Genomic DNA, 16,374 nt, shown 5'->3' on the forward strand with positions numbered 1-16,374 from the left:
AACTAGCCTTTGAGATGATCGAGATCTTCGGTATTAATCGTGTCAACCTTGCGAAATAGAACCACCAAGATTGCCAAACCAATTGCAGCCTCCGCTGCGGCCACCGTCAGAATGAAAAATACAAATACCTGACCGGCCATATCACCTAAGTAATGAGAAAACGCGACAAAGTTCATATTGACAGCGAGCAACATTAGTTCGATCGCCATCAAGAGAATGATCACGTTACGCCGATTTAGGAAAATACCGACGACGCTAATTGCAAACAAAATAGCGCCGAGTACTAAATAATGAGCAAGTGTGATGGTCATGCTTGATCACCTGGGTTAGATCGGGACTTGAGATCTTGCTTAGCCTCACGCTCAGCATCCATCGAGACAATTCGCATCCGATCTTTAGCGGAAACTGCAACCTGCTCTGCAATATTTTGACCCTTAACATCCTTGCGTTTGCGCAAGGTAAGGGCTACAGCTGCGATGATGGCAACCAATAAGACAATGCCGGCAACCTCAAAGGCATAGATGTACTCAGTAAACATTAAGTAGCCCAGCGCTTGCGTATTATTTGCGGCCACCACATCTGGCAAGGTATTGACTGGTGCAGTAGTACCAATGAAGCCACGGATCAAGACAATGGAAAGTTGCAAAATAATCACGACCCCTATCAACATGGCGAGGGGCAGATATTTTTTGAAGTCACGTCGCAAATGTGCCAAATCAAGATCCAACATCATCACCACAAACAGGAACAGCACCATCACAGCACCGACATAGACCAAGATCAGAATCAAACTTAAGAACTCAGCCTTAAGGAGCATCCAAATTCCCGAGGCACTAAAGAAAGCCAAAACCAAGAACAGGGCTGCGTGCACAGGATTAGGAACTGTTATGACCCGCAACGCAGAAATCACTAAGAGCGCTGCGAAGGCAAAGAAAAAGAGGGAGAAAATGAAATCAGGATCGAGGGTCATAAATCAATTAACGGTATGGGGCATCTGCCTCTCGGTTGGCTGCAATTTGTTTTTCGTATTCATCACCGACTGCCAATAACATCTCTTTCGTAAAGTAGAGATCGCCGCGCTTATCGCCGAAGTACTCAAAAATATTGGTTTCAACAATCGCATCCACTGGGCAGGCTTCCTCGCAATAGCCACAGAAAATGCATTTGGTGAGGTCAATGTCATAGCGTGTTGTTCGACGAGTGCCATCTTCGCGTTGATCAGACTCAATCGAGATCGCAAGTGCTGGGCAAACCGCTTCACATAATTTGCACGCAATGCAACGCTCTTCCCCATTTGGATAACGACGCAAGGCATGCAAGCCCCGAAAACGTGGTGATAACGGGGTCTTCTCTTCCGGATACTGAATCGTAATCTTGCGTTTAAATAAATAGCGCCCCGTAATCGACATTCCTTTCAGAACGTCTTTGAGCATTAAGCTATTCAGAAACTGGGAGGCGCGCTTGAACATGGTGATTAGCTCCAAATGTTCCAGGGGGACAAAATCCAAGCCCCAATCAACAATACCCAAACTACGGTCAGCGGAATAAAGACCTTCCAGCCCAAACGCATAATTTGGTCATAGCGGTAGCGAGGTAATGAAGCCCGCAACCAAATAAAGCATGAGAGGACAAAGAAGATCTTGGCAAATAGCCAGAAAAATCCTGGGATATCGCGCAAGATGGGTAAATCGAGAATTGGTAACCAACCACCCAAGAACATAATCGAGGTTAAGGCGGCAATCAGAATCATATTGGCGTATTCGGCCAAGAAAAATAAGGCAAAGGCCATCCCGGAGTACTCGACCATATGGCCCGCAACAATCTCAGACTCCCCTTCGACGACGTCAAATGGGTGACGATTGGTCTCTGCAACCCCAGAGATGAAATAGATCACAAACATTGGCAACAAAGGCAGCCAATTCCACGACAAGAAATTCAAGCCCATGTCGGCGAAGATGCCAACTTCCTGGGAGCGCACGATGTTACTTAGATTTAATGAGCCGGCGACCATTAATACGGTGACCAAAGCTAAACCCATGGCAATTTCGTAAGAAATCATTTGAGCAGAAGCACGCATGGCGCCTAAGAATGGGTACTTCGAGTTTGAAGCCCATCCTGCCAAGATCACGCCATACACACCCACCGAGGTAATAGCCATGACGTATAAAAGACCAGCATTTACATCCGCCAGTACCAAATCTGCTTGAAATGGCACAACTGCCCATGCAGCTAACGCAGGAGTTAGCACCATCAATGGAGCAATAATGTAAAGCGTATGGCTAGCTCGTGTTGGAGAGATGATCTCCTTCATGAGCAGCTTTAATGCATCAGCAATGGGTTGAAATAATCCAAGGGGGCCAACTCGATTGGGGCCTAAGCGAATATGCATCCAGCCAATCAGCTTGCGCTCCCACAGCGTGAGGTAAGCAACTGCGCCAAAGATGGGTAATACGATGATCAGGATCTTCGCTAAGCTCCAAACCAAGGGCCAGAAGGAGCCAAATAGGTCTTCACCGTGACTGGTAATGAGATCGATCCAATTACCCATACAAACCTTAAGCACTCACCGTTGATTTAGAAAGGCTCACTTCACCAAACATCGATGCCAACTGCCCACTTAACTCTGTGGCAGTTGCGATGCGAACCACACCGTCTGCTAAGTCCGGTTGCAATAAAACGCTTGCCTCCACCGTATGGCCATTTTGGGCCAGTACCACGCGATCGCCGGCTTGCAAACTAAGTTGAGCCCAAAGGGTCTGCCCCACCCCAACCATGGTCGCATCTTTTGCATCACGGGTGCGTTGCAACGCAGGCGCCCGACGCACAATCGCGTCACTTGAGTAAATGGGTTGATCAGCAAGACGCTCGAGCACTGCGGCAAGCGGAACACGCTGCTGGACTTCAGGGGTGGCTGTAAAACCATTGTTTAGTAGGTCCTGCACAGGCTTAGCGAAGGCATCGGCATAAACCTCCTCGGGCAGGTTATATAAAAAGCCTTCGAGGTTTAGAAGACTTCCAAGTGCTCGGAGTACCTTCCATGCTGGTCTTGCATCGGCCAGTGGACGGACAGAAGGCTGGATCGTTTGCACCTGCCCTGCCATGTTCACATAACTTCCAATGGTCTCGGTATAAGGTGTGATCGGCAAAATCACATCGGCCAACTCAAGTAAATCGGGGCTCGTATAGGCGCTCATCGCAATCACGGTGTCAGCAGCTTGCAAAGCAGAGCGTGTGTGCTGTGGGTTGGGAAGATCATTAAGCGGCTCGACATGCAACATTACGTAGGCGCGCGCCTTACTTTGTAATACGGTATCAATACTGCCTTGATTGCCTTGAGTAGCACCGACAAGTTGCGCACCCACTGAATTGCCACCTTCGCACAAGAATCCAAAGGTGCATCCCGTATGCTTAGCAATAAACTCGGCGAGAACATGTAAATCGGAGGCATTGGGATGAGCAATCGCTAATGATCCCAATAAGATGGCCTGCGGTTCCGGGCTCTCGAGTTTGGTATTGCTGAGCAACTGATCTGCAATTGTTTGCGCTTCACGAGATACGCTCTTCACAGCAAGGCCGGATGGCGATGAAATGGATTTTGCTTGCGCAATCGCTTGGGCAATTTGACCCAATTGATCTATCCACTGACTGGGCTTCGATTTCAGATGGGCAGCAATCGGCATGAGCCAATCGTTTCCACCTGCATCGAGTCGATAAACCTTGAGGCCCTGCTTGGTTGACGTTCGTACCCGAGCGGCGATCAACGGTAGATCTTTACGCAAATGGCTACCGATCACTAGAACACGTTTGAGTTCACCGAGCTTGGCAATTGGCATGCCTAACCAAGGAAGTGCTGCAGATCCACGGGTATCGGTTTGGCGAAGGCGACTTTCAATCTGTTGACTTCCCAATCCGCGCATCACCTTTTGTAAGAGGTAAAGCTCTTCGGCACTTGCGATGGGATGAGCCAGTGCGGCTAATGCTTGGCTGCCGTGCTGCTTCTGAATATCACCTAAGGAGTGAACTACATAATCCAGAGCGGATTGCCAATCGGTCTCCAACCACTGCCCATTTTGTTTCACCATGGGCGTGGTTAAACGATCAGGGCTATTTAAACCTTCGTATGCAAAGCGGTCGCGGTCACTGATCCAGCACTCATTAATGGCCTCGTTCTCAAGTGCCACTACCCGCATCACGTGATTAGCCTTGGTTTGAACCGTGGTATTGGCACCGACGGCATCGTGCGGGCTAATTGAGCGCTTGCGGACTAACTCCCAAGTGCGTGCGGCATACCGAAATGGCTTACTAGTCAAGGCGCCAACAGGACAGATATCAATCATGTTGCCCGAGAGCTCAGAGTCAACCGTTTGCCCTACAAAGGTCGTGATCTCTGAATGCTCACCGCGGTTAATCATACCAAGCTCCATCACACCGGCAACCTCTTGCCCAAAGCGAACGCAGCGGGTGCAGTGAATGCAACGCGACATCTCTTCCATGGAAATAAGTGGTCCGACATTTTTATGAAAGACCACGCGTTTCTCTTCTTTGTAACGAGAACTGGATTTGCCATAGCCAACGGCTAAATCTTGCAATTGGCATTCGCCACCTTGGTCGCAGATCGGGCAATCCAAGGGATGATTAATTAACAAAAACTCCATCACGGATTTTTGAGCCTCAACTGCCTTGGCCGAATGGGTAAACACCTTCATGCCGGCCATCACTGGGGTAGCGCATGCCGGCAATGGCTTGGGGGCCTTCTCCACTTCAACCAAACACATCCGGCAGTTCGCTGCGATGCTCAGTTTCTTGTGATAGCAAAAATGAGGAACATAGGTCCCCAACTTATTGGTGGCATGCATCACCATCGAGCCTTGCGGCACCTCAACGGGCTTACCGTCGACATGGATCTCAATCATGTTCACCGTACTCATGATTAGGCGGCCTTGGCAAATGAAGAGACCATGCAATGCTTATGCTCGATGTGGTAAGCAAACTCATCCATATAGTGTTTGAGCATTCCTTGGACCGGCATCGCAGCAGCATCACCTAAAGCGCAGATCGTCCGTCCCTGAATATTTCCGGCAACGTCTTTGAGGAGATCCAAATCCTCTGGACGACCTTGGCCATGTTCAATGCGGTTAACGATGCGCCAGAGCCAACCCGTGCCTTCGCGGCAAGGCGTACATTGACCACACGACTCTTCGTGATAGAAATACGAGAGGCGCAACAGAGAGCGCACCATGCAACGGGTCTCATCCATGACGATCACCGCTCCAGAGCCAAGCATGGAGCCAGCCTTGGAGATCGCGTCGTAATCCATGGTGATATCCATCATGATCTTGCCAGGCAAAACTGGAGCAGATGATCCTCCGGGAATCACGGCTTTGAGCTGCTTGCCATTGCGCATTCCACCGGCAAGCTTTAGCATCTCTGCAAAGGGCGTGCCCAGTGGAACTTCATAATTGCCTGGGTAAGTGACGTCTCCCGATACGGAGAATATTTTGGTACCGCCGTTATTGGGTTTACCCAATTTAAGATAGGCCTCAGCGCCAATCGCAAGAATAAATGGTACGGCCGCAAAGGTCTCGGTGTTGTTAATGGTGGTTGGTTTGCCATATAAACCAAAGTTGGCTGGGAATGGTGGCTTAAATCGGGGCTGCCCTTTTTTGCCCTCAAGCGACTCCAAGAGCGCAGTTTCTTCACCACAAATATAGGCACCAAAACCAGGGGCAGCATGCAACTGGAAGTTAAACTCGGTTCCTAAAATCTTCTCGCCAAGATAGCCCGCAGCACGCGCTTCCTCAAGCGCTTCTTCAAAGCGATCGTAAACCTCCCAGATCTCACCGTGAATGTAGTTGTATCCAGTTGAGATTCCCATCGCATAGGCACCAATGATCATGCCTTCAATCAGTGCATGGGGGTTGTAGCGCATGATGTCGCGGTCTTTGAATGTTCCAGGCTCTCCTTCGTCGCTATTGCATACCAAGTATTTATTGCCGTTGTAGTTCTTGGGCATGAAGCTCCACTTCAAGCCAGTTGGAAATCCAGCGCCACCGCGACCACGCAGTGATGATGCCTTGACTTCAGCAATCACAGCATCCGGGGTGATCTTCTCAGTCAGAATCCGTCGTAACTGCTGATAACCACCGCGCGCCTCGTAATCCTTTAGGTGCCAGTTCTTACCATCGAGGCCAGCCAAAATTAAGGGTTTAATGTGACGACTATGCAAACTGGTCATACGCTCCCTCGCTTTGCTTGCGCACTCAATTCATCCAATAAGGCATCAATCTTTTCTTGGCTCATAAAACTACACATGCGGTGGTTGTTCACCAACATCACAGGTGAGTCGCCACAAGCGCCCATGCACTCACCCTCTTTTAACGTGAAGGTTCCACATGGCGTAGTCTCATTGAAATTAATTCCAAGTTTTTTCTTAAGATAGTCGGCAGCCTCTTCGCCGTGTGTAAGTTGACAAGGTAAATTGGTGCAGATCACAAGTTTGAACTTACCAATCGGCTTGGTCTCATACATGTTGTAGAAGGTCGCAACCTCCTCAACCGCAATCGTGGGCATCTCAAGAATCTGAGCAACTTCCGCAATAATCTCCGGCGATACCCAGCCATGCTCCGATTGCGCTGCAATCAAGCATGCCATCACCGCCGATTGTTTTTGCTCTGGCGGATACTTCGCAATATTGCGATCCATCTCAGCGCGGGTCTTAGCAGAAAAAAGTGATTGGGCTGTCATCATGATTTATCGATCGATCTCACCAAACACAATATCTTGCGTACCAATGATGGTGACCGCATCGGCAATCATATGCCCTCGTGACATCTCATCCATCGCGGCTAGATGCGCAAAGCCAGGTGCTCGGATCTTTAAACGATAGGGTTTGTTGGCACCATCTGAAATGGCGTAGATACCAAACTCGCCCTTGGGATGCTCAACCGCTGCATAGGCTTCACCCGCAGGTACATGAATGCCCTCTGTAAAGAGCTTGAAATGATGGATCAACTCTTCCATATTGGTTTTCATATCAACGCGCTTTGGTGGGGCTACTTTGTGGTTATCACTCATCACTGGGCCTGGATTAGCACGTAACCACTTCACACACTGTTGAATAATGCGATTGGATTGGCGCATCTCTTCCATGCGCACTAGATAGCGGTCGTAGCTATCGCCATTGACTCCCACTGGAATATCAAAATCCAATTGGTCATAGACTTCATACGGTTGTTTCTTACGTAAGTCCCAAGCAAAACCAGAGCCGCGCAACATTGGTCCAGTAAAGCCCATCTGCAGTGCTCGCTCGGGTGAGACCACACCAATACCAACCAAACGTTGCTTCCAGATTCGGTTATCGGTCAATAAATTGTTGTACTCATCCACATTCGCAGGGAAGCGATTACTAAAGTCTTCAATGAAATCCAATAACGACCCGCTGCGCGTCTCATTTAGGCGCTTTACAGCCTGATCACTCCGAATCGCTGATTTAGCGTATTGCGGCATCTTCTCAGGCAAATCGCGATAGACGCCGCCGGGACGATAGTAGGCTGCATGCATACGCGCACCGGATACTGCCTCATACATATCAAAAATATCTTCGCGATCACGGAAGGCATATAAGAAGATTGCCATGGCACCAACGTCAAGACCATGGCAGCCAACCCAGAGTAAGTGATTGAGTAGACGGGTGAGCTCATCAAACATCACGCGGATGTACTGAGCGCGCACTGGTACATCAACATCAAGAAGTTTCTCAATGGCCATGACATAGGCATGCTCGTTGACCATCATCGATACGTAATCCAGACGATCCATATACGGTACGCTCTGAATCCAAGTGCGGGTCTCGGCGAGTTTCTCGGTCGCACGATGCAATAAGCCAATATGCGGATCAGCGCGTTGGATCACCTCGCCATCAAGCTCCAGCACTAAACGTAATACACCGTGAGCCGCAGGATGCTGCGGACCAAAGTTCAGGGTGTAGTTCTTAATCTCAGCCATTTGCTAAGCCGCCGTATTGTTCTTCACGAATCACGCGTGGGGTTACTTCACGCGGATCAATCGTGACTGGCTGATACACCACCCGCTTTAACTCTGGGTCATAGCGCATCTCAACATGACCCGAGATTGGGAAATCTTTACGGAATGGATGACCAATAAAGCCATAATCGGTCAGGATGCGGCGCAGGTCCTCATGACCATCAAACAAGATACCAAAGAGATCAAAAGCCTCGCGTTCAAACCAATTGGCCGAGTTCCAAATCGGAACCATCGATGCCACCAATGGGTAATCGTCGTCTGGAGCAAATACCCGAATCCGTAGACGCAAATTATGTTTAATCGACAGCAAGTGACTAACGACTGCAAAACGTGGTCCACTCCAAGTGCCATCGGCATAGTCTTTGTAATCAACCCCGCATAGGTCAATGAGTTGCTCAAAGGCTAAACTCGGATCATCTCGCAAAAGTTTTGCTGACTCGGCATAGCTTGCGTGATGCAAAACAATCGTTAACTCACGATGATCGATTGTGGCACTCTGGATACGGTTTCCTAAAACACGATCGAGTTGCTGACGGAGTTGCAAAAGACGCTCGCTCATCTCAACCCTTCCTTGCAATCGTACTCGTGCGGCCAATCTTAGCCTGCAGCTGAATAATGCCGTAGATCAGAGCTTCTGCGGTTGGCGGACAGCCAGGCACATAGACATCCACTGGGACGATGCGATCGCAACCACGCACCACCGAGTAAGAGTAGTGATAGTAACCACCGCCATTAGCGCATGAACCCATCGATATCACCCAGCGCGGTTCTGGCATCTGGTCATAGACTTTGCGTAGGGCTGGAGCCATCTTGTTGCATAAAGTACCCGCCACAATCATCAGATCGGATTGACGTGGCGATGGACGAAACACGACCCCGAATCGATCAAGGTCGTAGCGCGATGCGCCAGCATGCATCATCTCGACCGCGCAACAGGCTAAGCCAAAGGTCATCGGCCAAAGCGAACCGGTCCTGGTCCAATTAATTAACTGGTCAGCCGAGGTAGTAACAAAACCTTGTTTTAGAACACCTTCAAGTGCCATCGACGTTCACTCCCAATCCAGGGCGCCCTTTTTCCAGATATATGCAAAACCAACAATAAATTCGAGCAGGAAGATTGCCATGGCAATGTATCCCTCCCAACCAATATCCCTCAAGGCAATGCCCCAAGGAAATAAAAATGCAGTTTCTAAATCAAATAGGATAAAGAGGATGGCGATCAAGTAGTAACGCACATCGAATTTCATACGAGCGTCTTCAAAGGCTTCAAAGCCGCACTCGTAAGGAGAATCTTTTTCTGAATAGGATTTGGAGGGGGCTAAAACTTTACCCAACACAATAGGGGCAAGACCGACGCCGAGACCAACGAGAATAAACAACAGTACTGGGAAGTAATTTGAAAGGTTCAACTTCTTCTATCCTGTGTCAGATTTCCAAACGTTCGAATTATCAACGACTTTCATTTTGGGACTCTTGATTTACAACAATAAGACAAGAATTCCCGACCAAACTAATCCACTTTGGTGCCGACGGCGAGACTCGAACTCGCACAGCCTAAGCCACTACCCCCTCAAGATAGCGTGTCTACCAATTTCACCACGTCGGCATCTTGGAAAAGCCCTACAACAACCCTCAATTCTACCGCATTGCACCTTCCAAAAAGGTGCAAATTAGCGAGGTACAACCGGTTTACTCGGTTCTGAACTTGCCCCATTTGCTGGCGTAGCACCACCTTGCTGGGAAGGGGCAACCGTCGGTAAGGTTGAATTAGACATAACCCCTGACTCAACAGGCTTTTTAGTGCCCAACCACGTAATCCCTAGGGTGCTCACGAAAAAGATCACCGCAAAAATAGCGGTAGTCCGCGATAGGAAGTTTGAAGATCCAGTTGCTCCAAAGAGGCTTCCTGAGGAACCAGAGCCAAATGCGGCACCCATATCGGCGCCCTTACCTTGTTGAATCAAGACCAAGCCAATAATGGCTAATGCAGAAATTACTTGCAGGACCACGAATAAAGTTTTAAGCCATTCCATATCTGTTCTCCATATCTCCGTTCATCATGCAATCCGTCAAGCCCGACAAATTGCTAAAAACTCCTTGGCATCTAACGATGCGCCGCCTACCAACGCCCCATCGATATCGGGCATCGCAAAAAGCTCCGTAGCGTTATCGGCCCGGACACTGCCTCCGTAAACAATCCCAATATGAGACGCTACGTCATCATCAAACTCGGCTAACTGCAAACGAATCGCTCGGTGCATGTCTTGGGCCATTTGCGCACTCGCAACCTTACCGGTACCAATCGCCCAAATTGGTTCGTATGCAATCAAGCAATCCACCAAGCGGTCCTGCAAGGTGCTGACTTGACTAGCAACCTGTCGCCTAACCACCTCCACTGCGCGCCCTGAATTTCGTTCATCGGCGGTCTCACCAACGCAAATAATCGGGGTCAACTCATGGTCTAAAGCCTGCTCTGCTTTGAGGGCAATGCTCTCATTAGCCTCGCCGTATTGCATGCGACGCTCCGAGTGACCGACGATCACAAAGCGAACGCCCATCTCCTGCAACATACTTGCACTCACCTCGCCCGTGTATGGCCCCGATGCATAAGCTGACACGTCCTGCGCCCCTAGCTGAAGCTGAGAACTTCCTAAATAATGACTGCATTCTTGCAAATACGGAAAAGGCACGCACACACCAAAACGCCGTCCAGCCGGCATACCCTGTTGCATTTCCTCAATAACCGTTTGCATCCAATCCCGATTACTGCGAACACTGCCATTCATCTTCCAATTACCGATGACCGTCAATGCGCGCATACTAAACCTCTTACACCGTTAAAACAATTTTTCCAACATGCTCGCTCGATTCCATCAGTCGATGTGCATCGGCAGCTTGCTCTAAGGAAAATGTTTTATAAATCACTGGTTTTAATTGGCCAGAATTTAGTAGAGGCCAAACCGATTGATACAACTCTTTCGCAATTTGATGCTTAAAGGCAACGGGTCTCGGACGCAAGGTGGATCCCGTAATTGATAAGCGGCGACGTAATATCTGTGCAGTATTCACTTCGGCCTTTGAACCACCCATAATAGCGATTACCACAATGCGACCATCATCGGCCAAGCAATCAATCTCGCGCTGCAAATACGTGCCAGTAACCATGTCCAAAATCACATCGACACCCTTACCATTCGTGGCTTTCTTAACCTCCTCCACAAAATCTTGGGTTTTGTAGTTGATCGCTAGATCGGCACCTAATTGTGTACACGCTGCGCACTTTTCATCGCTTCCAGCAGTAACAAACACCCGGTGACCGAATGCTTTGCCAATGAGAATCGCGGTCACTCCAATGCCACTTGAGCCTCCTTGCACCAACAAGGTCTCACCTTTACTCAAATGGCCCCGTTGAAAGACGTTGCTCCACACAGTAAAGAAGGTTTCGGGTAAGGAAGCTGCCTCGATATCAGTAAAGCCTTTTGGATAGGGCAAGCATTGCGCAATTGGGGCGGTGCATAAATCGGCATACCCACCACCTTGCACCAGGGCACAAACTTTATCGCCCAGCTTTAAACCGAAGGTGTTATCGGGGTGAGCTAGGTCACCCCCAATAATCTCTCCAGCCACTTCAAGGCCAGGGATATCGGATGCGCCTGGAGGAACGGGGTAATGGCCTTTTCGCTGCAAGACATCTGGACGATTAATACCAGCCGCCTTCACCCGAATTAAGACCTCACCGGAGCCCGAACCAGGCACAGATGGATCTGGACGCTCAGCTTTGACCAACATTTCTGGAGCGCCATACTCCCGAATCTCCATCACACGCATCGCAATACTCCCGCTTAAACAGTCTCGTTTGGACTATCGCTTGCCTGAGCATCTGCTGCACCAGACTCTTGGGACAACAGGGCTTTCATGGACAAACGTAAGCGGCCGCGCTCATCGGCTGCGAGTAATTTCACACGCACAACCTGACCCTCTTGCAAGAAGTCTTTGACATCTTTCACGCGCTCAGTCGAGATCTCGGAGATATGTAAGAGTCCATCTTTGCCGGGCAGGATGTTCACAAGGGCTCCGAACTCAAGTAACTTCACTACAGGGCCCTCATAGACCTTCCCAACTTCGGCTTCAGCGGTAATGCCTTCAATCTTGGCTTTTGCTTGCGCCATACCTTCCGCGCTTGTCGAAGCAATGGTAACCGTACCATCATCTTTGATATCGATGCTGCAACCGGTCTCTTTAGTGAGCGCCTGAATCGTTGCACCGCCCTTACCAATGACTTCACGAATCTTGTCTGGATGAATCTTGAAAGTCACCATGCGTGGTGCGTGCTCAGAAAGTTCGGTGCGTACAGAGCTCATGGCTTCTTGCATCTTGCTCAGAATATGCAAGCGACCCTCTTGGGCCTGAGCCAAAGCAACCTGCATAATTTCTTTGGTAATTCCCTGAACTTTAATGTCCATCTGCAAAGCCGTAATCCCGTTGGCGGTACCGGCTACTTTGAAGTCCATATCACCCAGGTGATCTTCATCACCCAAGATATCGGTTAATACCGCAAAGCGATTGCCATCCAAAATCAGGCCCATAGCCACTCCGGCCACATGCGCCTTCACCGGAACACCGGCATCCATCAGAGCCAAGCAACCACCGCATACCGAGGCCATTGATGACGAACCATTGGATTCCGTAATCTCAGAAACCAAACGAATGCTGTAAGCAAACTCTTCCATACTTGGCAACACGGGTACTAAAGCACGCTTTGCTAAACGGCCGTGACCAATCTCGCGACGCTTAGGGGTACCAACACGACCTGTCTCACCAGTTGCAAATGGAGGCATGTTGTAGTGGAACATAAAGCGATCGCGGTACTCACCTTCGAGCGCATCAATGATTTGTTCATCGCGCGCAGTTCCAAGGGTTGCAACGACTAAGGCTTGCGTCTCTCCGCGGGTAAATAGAGCAGAACCGTGGGTACGAGGCAATACGCCATTACGAATTTCAATGGGGCGTACGGTTCGGGTATCGCGACCATCAATACGTGGCTCGCCATTAAGAATTTGGCTACGCACGATCTTTGCTTCAATCTCAAACAAGAGATTACCAACTTCGACTTCATTCACTTCGCCCTCAGCGGCTAACTGAGTCATGACATTGGCAACCACTTCTTTAATCTTGGTGGAGCGGGCTTGCTTTTGACGAATTTGATACGCATCGCGCAATGGGCCTTCGGCCAAGCTTTGTAACTTCGCAATCAAGGCATCATTCTTTGCGGCAGGCTTCCAATCCCACTCGGGCTTGCCCGCATCGCGCACGAGTTCCTGGATTGCATTAATCGCAATTTGCGACTGTTCGTGACCATAAACTACAGCACCCAACATCACGGACTCAGATAACTGCTGCGCTTCAGACTCCACCATTAATACTGCTGCCTGAGTACCCGCCACGATCAAATCGAGTTCACTCGTTGTTTGCTCGCTGCGATTCGGATTAAGCAAATACTGACCATCACGATAACCAACGCGCGCTGCGCCCATCGGACCATTAAATGGAATACCCGAAATCGCCAAGGCTGCAGACGATGCGATCAAAGCAGGAATATCGGCAGGCACATCAGGATTAATTGACATCACATGCACGACTACCTGAACTTCGTTATAGAACCCTTCAGGAAATAATGGGCGAATCGGACGATCAATTAAACGTGAGATTAAAGTCTCGCCTTCAGACGGACGTCCCTCACGACGAAAGAATCCACCAGGGATCTTGCCAGCTGAATAGGTCTTCTCAATATAGTCAACCGTTAAGGGGAAAAAGTCCTGACCCTCTTTGGCGGTTTTAGCACCGACTACCGTAGCAAGCACCACGGTGTCGTCCATATTAAGAAGTACCGCACCACTCGATTGGCGAGCAATCTCGCCGGTTTCCATCGTGACCGTGTGTTGGCCCCATTGAAACGTTTTTACAACTTTATGAAACATTGACATCTTTTTTTCTCCAAACATACACACCGCGGATCCACAGCGCCGCGGTATCACTGGAGTGATTGATTGATGAACCCAATTGGGATGCCATTCCAGTGCACCTCTTTAAAAAGAAGTGCATTGGAATGACACGATCCCTAGAAGCCGGTCATCTTGAACCACTCAAAGTAGAGCCTTGCCCGTTTGGCAACACCCTACTTCATTGCAATGCTGACAAAAACAAGAAATTACTTACGTAAACCTAGTTTGTCGATCAGCGCGCGATAACGGTCCAGATCCTTGCTCTTGAGGTAATCCAAGAGACGGCGACGGCGCGAGACCATTTTCAGCAAGCCACGACGGCTGTGATGATCTTTTGCATTTGCCTTGAAATGGGGGGTAAGTTCATTGATACGAGCAGTTAATAATGCCACCTGAACTTCGGGGCTACCCGTATCGTTTGCGCCACGCGCGTTTTGTTTGACGATTTCCGCCTTATTAATGTCTGCAACTGCCATTTTCATACTCCATACGTGCGGTCACTCAAGCTTGCACCTGATATGCCGTGTTAATAAAAAGCTTTATAAATCAAAGCTTCAGCATTCTAACAGACCGCCGTCTGCCAATGCATACCAAGCGGCCTACTAGTAAATAAGTTTATATAAATCAATAACTTATGATTTTAAGGTGCCATTTGGGCATTCAGTTTCATGGCGCTTGGATCGTGTAATTTATTCAATGCCGCCAAATAAGCCTTGGCAGAGGCAGCAATAATGTCTGGATCCATCCCCACGCCGTTCACAATCCGCCCTCCCTTAGAGAGACGAACCGTGACCTCCCCCTGCGACTCAGTGCCCGACGTGATGGCATTGACCGAGTAGAGCAATAACTCAGCACCACTTTGTACCTTACTCTCAATGGCGTGCAAAGTAGCATCAACCGGACCATTGCCTTGGGCTTCAGAGTGCACGTCGTGACCGCCCATCTTAAATACCACCTTCGCCATTGGCTTTTCACCGGTCTCGGAGTGCTGGTTCAATGAAATAAAGCTAAAGTGCTCACTTTGATCAGCCACCGAAGAATCCGACATCAAGGAAATAATGTCTTCATCAAAAATCTCGGCTTTTTGATCGGCTAAAGCTTTAAAGCGAGCAAATGCATCATTGAGTTCACTCTCCGACTCCAATACCACACCTAACTCAGAAATACGTTGTTTGAAGGCATTCCGACCGGATAACTTACCAAGCACGATGCGATTGGTCGCCCAGCCCACATCTTCAGCCCGCATAATCTCGTAAGTATCACGAGCCTTCAATACACCATCTTGATGGATACCCGATGCATGAGCAAAGGCATTTGCACCAACCACGGCTTTATTGGGCTGCACCACAAAGCCTGTGATTTGCGAAACCAATTTAGAAGCCGGTACGATTTGTTTGGTATCGATCCCCACTTCCAACCTAAAGAAATCCTTGCGAGTACGAACTGCCATCACAATTTCTTCTAAGGAAGTATTACCTGCCCGCTCGCCCAGACCATTAATCGTGCACTCTACTTGGCGAGCACCGCCAATGTGAACGCCGGCTAATGAGTTGGCCACACCCATCCCTAAATCGTTATGGCAATGCACGGACCAAATCGCTTTATCCGAGTTCGGAATCCGAGTACGTAAAGTTTTAATGAACTCGCCATAGAGTTCGGGGACAGCATATCCAACCGTATCAGGAACGTTTATCGTGGTTGCGCCTTCAGCAATAACAGCCTCTAAGACTCGGCACAAGAAGTCCATATCCGAACGGTAGCCATCCTCTGGAGAGAACTCAATATCCCCCGCCAAATTTCTGGCAAAGCGGATGGACTTTTTTGCTTGCTCATACACCTGCTCCGGGGTCATGCGCAATTTCTTTTCCATATGCAAAGCGCTAGTGGCCAAGAACACATGAATGCGTTTTGCGTTAGCTGCCTTTAGGGCATCAGAGGCCCGAGTAATATCGGTCTCATTGGCACGTGCGAGGGAGCATACGACTGAATCCTTCACCGCGGCAGCAACCGCAGAGATTGCTGCAAAGTCACCCTCTGAGCTAGCCGCAAAGCCGGCCTCGATCACATCAACTCGTAAGCGTTCAAGTTGACGTGCAATCCGCACCTTCTCATCTCGAGTCATGGATGCACCAGGCGACTGCTCACCGTCACGCAAGGTGGTATCAAAAATAATTAATCGATCACTCATCATTGATTCCTTCTTTAATAATCCAATGCTCCGTTTTCTAAAACAAAAACCCCAGCAATTTAGCTGGGGCTGGTTTGCGAACTTAGTGCCTTACTTCATGTGTCTAAGCGCGACCCGCCCCGAGCCTAAGGCCCAGTGCTA

General features: G+C 49.2%; 17 protein-coding genes and 1 tRNA gene. All 18 read right to left on the reverse strand.

The window, feature by feature from the left end; all coding sequences use genetic code 11:
- Positions 1-2: 2 nt before the first annotated feature.
- The 18 genes from nuoK to ICV32_RS06490 all read right to left on the reverse strand — a co-directional run bounded on the left by nuoK (position 3) and on the right by ICV32_RS06490 (position 16,233).
- Positions 3-311, reverse strand: coding sequence for an NADH-quinone oxidoreductase subunit NuoK (nuoK, locus tag ICV32_RS06405; protein ID WP_108508726.1), 309 nt, complete (start codon positions 309-311; stop codon positions 3-5).
- The gene (locus ICV32_RS06410; protein ID WP_215369232.1) at positions 308-970 is read right to left on the reverse strand and encodes an NADH-quinone oxidoreductase subunit J; all 663 of its coding nucleotides are present in this window, start codon (positions 968-970) and stop codon (positions 308-310) included. The genes nuoK and ICV32_RS06410 overlap by 4 nt, the downstream gene beginning before the upstream one ends.
- Before the next feature lie 7 nt (positions 971-977).
- Positions 978-1,469 (reverse strand): NADH-quinone oxidoreductase subunit NuoI, encoded by a 492-nt coding sequence (gene nuoI, locus ICV32_RS06415; RefSeq protein ID WP_215369241.1) that lies wholly within the window; start codon positions 1,467-1,469, stop codon positions 978-980.
- 5 nt (positions 1,470-1,474) lie between these two features.
- Complete coding sequence (nuoH, locus tag ICV32_RS06420; RefSeq protein ID WP_215369244.1) at positions 1,475-2,548, reverse strand: NADH-quinone oxidoreductase subunit NuoH; 1,074 nt, start codon at positions 2,546-2,548, stop codon at positions 1,475-1,477.
- 7 nt (positions 2,549-2,555) lie between these two features.
- Positions 2,556-4,913: an NADH-quinone oxidoreductase subunit NuoG gene (gene nuoG / locus ICV32_RS06425; protein ID WP_215372622.1), complete on the reverse strand. Its 2,358-nt coding sequence runs from the start codon at positions 4,911-4,913 to the stop codon at positions 2,556-2,558.
- Between the two features lie 17 nt (positions 4,914-4,930).
- A complete protein-coding gene (gene nuoF, locus ICV32_RS06430; protein ID WP_215369246.1) occupies positions 4,931-6,235 on the reverse strand; it encodes an NADH-quinone oxidoreductase subunit NuoF in 1,305 nt (434 codons plus the stop codon).
- Positions 6,232-6,744 carry an NADH-quinone oxidoreductase subunit NuoE gene (gene nuoE, locus ICV32_RS06435; RefSeq protein WP_215372624.1) on the reverse strand — a complete coding sequence of 171 codons (513 nt, stop codon included), beginning with the start codon at positions 6,742-6,744 and terminating at the stop codon, positions 6,232-6,234. Before nuoE ends, nuoF begins: the two co-directional genes overlap by 4 nt.
- 6 nt (positions 6,745-6,750) lie before the next feature.
- A complete protein-coding gene (locus tag ICV32_RS06440) occupies positions 6,751-8,004 on the reverse strand; it encodes an NADH-quinone oxidoreductase subunit D (RefSeq protein WP_215369253.1) in 1,254 nt (417 codons plus the stop codon).
- The gene (locus tag ICV32_RS06445) at positions 7,997-8,602 is read right to left on the reverse strand and encodes an NADH-quinone oxidoreductase subunit C (protein WP_215369255.1); all 606 of its coding nucleotides are present in this window, start codon (positions 8,600-8,602) and stop codon (positions 7,997-7,999) included. Before ICV32_RS06445 ends, ICV32_RS06440 begins: the two co-directional genes overlap by 8 nt.
- Position 8,603: 1 nt before the next feature.
- Positions 8,604-9,086 (reverse strand): NADH-quinone oxidoreductase subunit B family protein, encoded by a 483-nt coding sequence (locus ICV32_RS06450; protein WP_108508733.1) that lies wholly within the window; start codon positions 9,084-9,086, stop codon positions 8,604-8,606.
- A gap of 6 nt (positions 9,087-9,092) precedes the next feature.
- A complete protein-coding gene (locus tag ICV32_RS06455) occupies positions 9,093-9,452 on the reverse strand; it encodes an NADH-quinone oxidoreductase subunit A (RefSeq protein WP_215369258.1) in 360 nt (119 codons plus the stop codon).
- A 112-nt stretch (positions 9,453-9,564) separates the two neighbouring features.
- Positions 9,565-9,649: transfer RNA gene (locus ICV32_RS06460), tRNA-Leu, on the reverse strand.
- 64 nt (positions 9,650-9,713) lie between these two features.
- Entirely contained in the window at positions 9,714-10,076 is a 363-nt protein-coding gene (gene secG, locus ICV32_RS06465) for a preprotein translocase subunit SecG (RefSeq protein WP_215369269.1), read from the reverse strand.
- A gap of 36 nt (positions 10,077-10,112) precedes the next feature.
- Positions 10,113-10,862 carry a triose-phosphate isomerase gene (tpiA, locus tag ICV32_RS06470; RefSeq protein ID WP_215369271.1) on the reverse strand — a complete coding sequence of 250 codons (750 nt, stop codon included), beginning with the start codon at positions 10,860-10,862 and terminating at the stop codon, positions 10,113-10,115.
- 10 nt (positions 10,863-10,872) lie between these two features.
- The gene (locus tag ICV32_RS06475) at positions 10,873-11,871 is read right to left on the reverse strand and encodes an NAD(P)H-quinone oxidoreductase (protein ID WP_215369274.1); all 999 of its coding nucleotides are present in this window, start codon (positions 11,869-11,871) and stop codon (positions 10,873-10,875) included.
- Between the two features lie 14 nt (positions 11,872-11,885).
- Positions 11,886-14,027 carry a polyribonucleotide nucleotidyltransferase gene (gene pnp / locus ICV32_RS06480; RefSeq protein ID WP_215369277.1) on the reverse strand — a complete coding sequence of 714 codons (2,142 nt, stop codon included), beginning with the start codon at positions 14,025-14,027 and terminating at the stop codon, positions 11,886-11,888.
- A 224-nt stretch (positions 14,028-14,251) separates the two neighbouring features.
- Entirely contained in the window at positions 14,252-14,521 is a 270-nt protein-coding gene (gene rpsO, locus ICV32_RS06485) for a 30S ribosomal protein S15 (RefSeq protein ID WP_108508739.1), read from the reverse strand.
- A 164-nt stretch (positions 14,522-14,685) separates the two neighbouring features.
- Positions 14,686-16,233 carry a 2-isopropylmalate synthase gene (locus ICV32_RS06490; protein ID WP_215372625.1) on the reverse strand — a complete coding sequence of 516 codons (1,548 nt, stop codon included), beginning with the start codon at positions 16,231-16,233 and terminating at the stop codon, positions 14,686-14,688.
- Positions 16,234-16,374 lie beyond the last annotated feature (141 nt).

Source organism: Polynucleobacter sp. MWH-UH24A, assembly GCF_018687475.1.
Taxonomy (GTDB): Bacteria; Pseudomonadota; Gammaproteobacteria; order Burkholderiales; family Burkholderiaceae; genus Polynucleobacter.

Bases quoted from the DNA above. Each gene is read 5' to 3' on its own strand.
- nuoF (WP_215369246.1), bottom strand. From the start codon at position 6,235: ATGACCAGTTTGCATAGTCGTCACATTAAACCCTTAATTTTGGCTGGC.
- ICV32_RS06450 (WP_108508733.1), bottom strand. From the start codon at position 9,086: ATGGCACTTGAAGGTGTTCTAAAACAAGGTTTTGTTACTACCTCGGCT.
- ICV32_RS06490 (WP_215372625.1), bottom strand. From the start codon at position 16,233: ATGAGTGATCGATTAATTATTTTTGATACCACCTTGCGTGACGGTGAG.
- nuoH (WP_215369244.1), bottom strand. From the start codon at position 2,548: ATGGGTAATTGGATCGATCTCATTACCAGTCACGGTGAAGACCTATTT.
- tpiA (WP_215369271.1), bottom strand. From the start codon at position 10,862: ATGCGCGCATTGACGGTCATCGGTAATTGGAAGATGAATGGCAGTGTT.
- nuoI (WP_215369241.1), bottom strand. From the start codon at position 1,469: ATGTTCAAGCGCGCCTCCCAGTTTCTGAATAGCTTAATGCTCAAAGAC.
- secG (WP_215369269.1), bottom strand. From the start codon at position 10,076: ATGGAATGGCTTAAAACTTTATTCGTGGTCCTGCAAGTAATTTCTGCA.
- nuoG (WP_215372622.1), bottom strand. From the start codon at position 4,913: ATGATTGAGATCCATGTCGACGGTAAGCCCGTTGAGGTGCCGCAAGGC.
- pnp (WP_215369277.1), bottom strand. From the start codon at position 14,027: ATGTCAATGTTTCATAAAGTTGTAAAAACGTTTCAATGGGGCCAACAC.
- ICV32_RS06475 (WP_215369274.1), bottom strand. From the start codon at position 11,871: ATGCGTGTGATGGAGATTCGGGAGTATGGCGCTCCAGAAATGTTGGTC.
- ICV32_RS06445 (WP_215369255.1), bottom strand. From the start codon at position 8,602: ATGAGCGAGCGTCTTTTGCAACTCCGTCAGCAACTCGATCGTGTTTTA.
- ICV32_RS06440 (WP_215369253.1), bottom strand. From the start codon at position 8,004: ATGGCTGAGATTAAGAACTACACCCTGAACTTTGGTCCGCAGCATCCT.
- nuoE (WP_215372624.1), bottom strand. From the start codon at position 6,744: ATGACAGCCCAATCACTTTTTTCTGCTAAGACCCGCGCTGAGATGGAT.
- rpsO (WP_108508739.1), bottom strand. From the start codon at position 14,521: ATGGCAGTTGCAGACATTAATAAGGCGGAAATCGTCAAACAAAACGCG.
- ICV32_RS06410 (WP_215369232.1), bottom strand. From the start codon at position 970: ATGACCCTCGATCCTGATTTCATTTTCTCCCTCTTTTTCTTTGCCTTC.
- nuoK (WP_108508726.1), bottom strand. From the start codon at position 311: ATGACCATCACACTTGCTCATTATTTAGTACTCGGCGCTATTTTGTTT.